The organism is Streptomyces sp. CO7, assembly GCF_053474865.1.
The window spans coordinates 1,207,659-1,212,644 of record NZ_JBRIOU010000002.1 but is presented as its reverse complement, the minus strand read 5'-3'; the positions used below and the strand labels follow the sequence as shown (position 1 = coordinate 1,212,644).

Below are 4,986 nucleotides of genomic sequence, written 5' to 3'. Positions count from 1 at the left end.
GACCTCGATCGTCCAGGACGTCGGAGCACCGTCCTGGAGGTGGCCGTCGACCGCGGGCGCACCCGTGGGGCCGACGTCGTCGTAGGGGAAGGCGTAGCCGATGGTGGCGTGTTCGTGGACCAGCCGGGCGTAGTGGTTGGTGATCGCGTGCCGGTAGTACCGGTCGGCCGGCACACCGTCGGGCTGGTTGTCGCCGCCGGACACCAGCAGCGAGCTGCGGTTGAGGGCCGCCGCCAGCCGGGCGGCCACCGCGCCGCGGGCGTCGCCGCCGGAGTTGTAGAGCGGGCCGCTCGCGCAGCCGAAGATGTCCACGGCGCTGGGCTTGGTGAAGGGCACGCCGTTGTCGTTCAGCCCGGCGAAGGTCAGCACCCCGCCGGACACCCGTCCGGTGTACTTCCCGACGGAGCCCTGCCCGTTCACGGTCAGGTCGGTGGTCTCGTAGCGGCGCCAGACCTCGTCCAGGTAGGGCTGCCAGTAGTCGCCGAACCCGGTGGGTGAGTGGGCCGGCGCCATCACCCGGACGACCTTGCCGGCGTCGTCCGTGGCGACCAGCCGGTCCCAGGGCGCGCCGTCGGCGGCGTGCTGGGCCCGCAGGCCCTCCGCGATCCGGCCGAGCGCTCCGGCGGGCAGGGGCGGGACCGACTGCTGCCCGGCCTGCCCGGTGCTGGACATCGCGACGGGGAGCGCCACCATGTCCACATAGCTGATGTTGGCGTACAGGTTGGCGCTGTTGTACGTGAACTCGCAGAAGGTCCAGTTGGTGCGCCAGTTGGGGTCGCTCGCGGTGAGCGCCGGCTGGACCATGCCCGGTGCTCCCCCGCCGTTCGCCGGGTTCACGAAGAACTGGAGCTTCGCGCCGACCGAGAACCAGACCCGGCCGCTGATGACGTACTGGTTCAGCGGCACCCGTACCCCGGAGGAGCCCGAGGGGCCCAGGGCGATGGAGTGGTCGGCCACGGGCGTGAGCACCGAGGAGGGACTGGGCAGCCGCCGGAAGGTTCCGTCGGCGGTGACGAAACCGGGCCATCCGGATTCGTCGGCGCCGCTGATGTAGGCGTACACGGTGCCGCTGCCGGAGGTGTTGCGCAGGGTGATCGGCAGCGACGCCGACGCGGTCGAGGACTCGCCGGCCTTGGCGCGCTCCGGCCTGGCGAGGAACCAGGCGGGCGCTCCGAGCGTGGCGGCCGCGCCCGCGACCATGAAGGATCGTCGGGAAACCACGTGTTCCTCCTGAGATCGTCCCGGTGCGACGCGCCACGACGGCACGCGTCCGGGAAGGTGGGGGGTGATCAGGCAGGTGGGCGGGGCCCGCACGACCTCGTGACCGTGTGCGGACCCGCCCCGGAGTGGCGTGTGCGGTTCCGATGAAATCCTGTTGCTTTTGGAACGTCAAGTAGTCTGAGAGCGCTCTCAGTTGAAAGTTTCGTTGTCCCTGGTGGCTGCCAGACTGTCCGCATGACGACGACCCCCACCGATCCCAGGGCCGACCTCCACCGCTACCTGCAGGACGCGCGCGACGCCCTGCTGTGGAAGCTGGACGGCCTCTCCGAGTACGACGTCCGCCGGCCGCTCACCCCGACCGGGACCAATCTGCTGGGGCTGGTGAAGCACCTGGCGGCCGTCGAACTCGGCTACCTGGGCGAGGTGTTCGGCCGTCCGTCGGACATCCCTCTGCCGTGGGTGGCGGAGGGCGCCGAGACGAACGCGGACATGTGGGCGACCGCCGAGGAGTCGCGCGAGTTCGTGGTCGGCCTGTACCGGCGGGCCTGGGCGCACGCGGACGCGACCCTCGAGGCGCTGCCCCTGGAGACGGTGGGCACGGTGCCCTGGTGGCCGGCGGAGCGCGGGGCGATCACGCTGCACCACGCCGTGGTGCGGGTGATCGCCGACGCCCAGCGACACGCGGGGCACGCGGACATCGTCCGCGAGCTGATCGACGGGGCGGTGGGCATGCGCGAGGACAACACGGCGATGGCGCAGGCGGACGCGGCCTGGTGGCAGGCGCATCGCGAGCGCCTGGAACGGGTCGCCCGGGAGGCCTGACCCCTGGGCGCGCTCCCACATAGGCGCGCCCCGCACCTATGTGCTGCCGCTCCACTGGCAGGGGTCCGGCCCGTTCGTACGGTCGGAGCGCGTGACCCCCACACGCGCCCCCGCACCGATCCCCTCCGGGAGGACCCCATGCCGGTTCCCTACCACTCCCGACCCGGGGCACGAGCCCGCGGGTTCGGCCTGACCGCCGTACTCGCCCTGCTGCTGGCCCTGTTCGCCGCCCCGACGCCCGCCTCCGCCGCCTCGCTGACCCAGGTCACCGGGTTCGGCACCAATCCGGGCAACCTCCAGATGTACGCCTACGTGCCCGACGGCCTCCCGGCCGGCGCCCCGCTGGTCGTCGCCCTGCACGGCTGCACGCAGAGCGCCCCGGACTACCACTCCCACGCGGGGTGGGCCAAGTACGCGGACCTGTACCGGTTCGCCGTGGTGTACCCGCACACCTCGAGCGCCAACAACGCCAACTCCTGCTTCAACTGGTTCCAGTCCTCCGACACGGCCCGGGGCCAGGGGGAGGCGCTCTCCGTCAAGCAGATGGTCGACTCCGCGATCAGCCGCTACGGCAGCGACCGCGACCGGGTGTTCGTCACCGGGCTGTCGGCCGGCGGGGCGATGACCGCCGCGATGCTCGCCGCCTACCCGGACGTCTTCGCGGGCGGCTCCATCGCCTCCGGCATCCCCGTCGGCTGCGCCACGAGCGTCGCCAACGCCTACACCTGCATGTACAACGCGACGTCCAGGACCCCCAAGCAATGGGGTGACGCGGTGCGTTCGGCGTCCGGCGGCTGGACCGGCCCCTGGCCGCGGGTCGCGATCTGGCACGGCACGTCGGACACCACCGTGGTGCCCGCCAACGCCACCCAGTCACGCGACCAGTGGACGAACGTCTGGGGCCTGGGCCAGACCCCCGCCTCCACCGCCTCGCTCCCCGGCAACACCACCCAGGCGGTTTACACCGACGCGCGGGGCGTCCCGGCGGTCACCACGTTCACCGTCTCCGCAATGGGCCACGGAACGGCCGTGGACCCCGGCAGCGGGACCTCGCAGTGCGGCACCGCGGGCGCGTACTACCTGGACACCATCTGCTCCAGCTACTACACCGCCCTGTTCTGGGGCCTGGACGGCGGCTCCGTCGACCCGGGCGAACCCGGCGCCCTGCCCGCGCCCACCGGCCTCACGGCCGGCGCCGTCACCGACAGGGGCGTCACGCTGTCGTGGAACGCGGTGAGCGGGGCGGCGTCGTACGAGATCTACCGAGGCGGCTCCCGGGTCGGCACCGCCACCGGCACCTCGTACACCGACACCGCCCTGTCCCCCGGCACGGCGTACACCTACGCGGTGGCCGCCGTGGACGCCTCCGGCACGGCCGGCGCCCGCTCCGCGTCCGTGACCGCCACGACGAGCGGCGGTGACGGAGGCTTCGAGCACCGTTGCTTCACGGCCTCCAACTACGCGCACGTGCAGGCCGGCCGGGCCCGCCAGAGCGGCGGCTACGCCTACGCCCTGGGATCCGGCCAGAACATGGGGCTCTACAACACCTTCTACAGCCACACGCTCGAGGAGACCTCGGCCGGGTACTTCGTGATCTCCGACGCGGGGTGCCCGTCCTGACGCGGACCGCGCCCGAGGGGCCGTCACGCCGCCGCGCGTGACGGCCCCATAAATATCTTGACGTCAAGAATTACGCGGCGAAGACTGCCCCTGGTCGAACCACAGGAGCCGTCGCATGCCCTCTCTGCTGTCCCGCCTTCTCCCGGAAGACCGCCTGATCCGGGCGATGTCGTACCAGTCGGTCCTCTCGGCGTTCGCCGAGGGCGCCTTCATCACCGGCGAGGCGGTGTACTTCACCCAGGTCGTCGGACTGAGCCCGGCCCAGGTCGGCCTGATGCTGACCCTGTCCCTCGCGGCCGCGTTCGTGTTCTCGGTGCCGCTGGGCCGCCTGGCCGACCGGGTGGGAACCCGGCGCAGCTGGATCGTGGGCTCCGCCCTGGAGGCGGTGTTCTTCGCCTCCTGGTTCCTCGCCGGCTCCTTCGTCACGGCGCTGGCCGTCCTGATCCCGCTCAGTCTGGCGAACACCTGGGTGCGCACCGGGCGCAGCGCCTACCAGATGCAGGTCTTCCCCCAGGAGAAGCGGGTGCACGCGCGGGCGTTCCTGCGCGCCGCCCGCAACGCGGGGTACTCCATGGGCGCCCTGGCCGGCGGTCTGGCGCTCGCCCTGGACAGCCTCACCCTGGTCCACGCCGTGCCCCTGTTCACCTCGGTGGTGCTGCTGGCCAACGCCTACTGGGTGACCCGGCTTCCCGAGCCTCCCCGGCCCGAGCCGGTGGTGCCCGCCGTGGCCGTGGCGGAGGAAGCGGCCCGCCCGGGCCGCCGTCGCGATCCGCGCGCCGCGCTCCGCAACCGCCCCTTCGTGCTGATGACCTTCCTGAACGGCGTGCTGGGCACCCACCAGGTGCTGCTGATGACGGTGATCCCGCTCTGGCTGGTGGCCGAGACCGACGCGCCGAAGGTGGTGCTGGCCTGGCTGTACGGGACCAACACCGTGATGGCGGTGGCCCTGCAGGTGGCCGCAGCGCGGGGGGTCGCCACGGTGACCGACTCGCTGCGCGCCCAGCGCCGTGGCGCCCTCTGCTTCCTGGTCTCCTGCGGCATCATCGCCGTCACCCACGACACGGTCGGCTGGGCGACGATCGTGCTGATGTGGGTCGGCCACGTCACGGTGACCGGCGCCGAGCTGTACCAGTCGGCCGGGCAGTGGGGGCTGGTCGCCGAGCTCGCCGACCCGGATCGGCGCGGCGAGTACGAGGGCGTGGTGGGGCTCGGCTACAACCTGGGGTCGGTCTGGGCGCCGGCCGCGTACACCTACCTGGCCATGTCCTGGGGCGCCGTGGGGTGGGCGGTCATCGCCGCGGTCATCCTGACGGCGGCCGCGGC

Annotated in this window: 4 protein-coding genes; 3 read left to right on the top strand and 1 reads right to left on the bottom strand. The window is 72.4% G+C overall.

Annotated features, from left to right (window positions below):
• A partial coding sequence (locus ACOV8S_RS07455) for a beta-1,3-glucanase family protein (protein ID WP_448316843.1) occupies nt 1-1,221 on the bottom strand: 1,221 nt, incomplete at its 3' end.
• A gap of 234 nt (nt 1,222-1,455) precedes the next feature.
• Between ACOV8S_RS07455 and ACOV8S_RS07450 the strand changes: the two genes are divergently transcribed.
• From ACOV8S_RS07450 to ACOV8S_RS07440, 3 genes are all read left to right on the top strand, one after another.
• Nucleotides 1,456-2,043, top strand: a complete 588-nt coding sequence (locus ACOV8S_RS07450; protein ID WP_448316842.1) for a DinB family protein — start codon at nt 1,456-1,458, stop codon at nt 2,041-2,043.
• Between the two features lie 138 nt (nt 2,044-2,181).
• Entirely contained in the window at nt 2,182-3,663 is a 1,482-nt protein-coding gene (locus ACOV8S_RS07445; RefSeq protein ID WP_448316841.1) for an extracellular catalytic domain type 1 short-chain-length polyhydroxyalkanoate depolymerase, read from the top strand.
• 115 nt (nt 3,664-3,778) lie between these two features.
• A partial coding sequence (locus tag ACOV8S_RS07440) for an MFS transporter (RefSeq protein ID WP_448316840.1) occupies nt 3,779-4,986 on the top strand: 1,208 nt, incomplete at its 3' end.

What these genes read in the sequence shown, in the direction of transcription:
- ACOV8S_RS07450 (WP_448316842.1), top strand. Translation starts at nt 1,456, where the DNA reads ATGACGACGACCCCCACCGATCCCAGGGCCGACCTCCACCGCTACCTG.
- ACOV8S_RS07445 (WP_448316841.1), top strand. Translation starts at nt 2,182, where the DNA reads ATGCCGGTTCCCTACCACTCCCGACCCGGGGCACGAGCCCGCGGGTTC.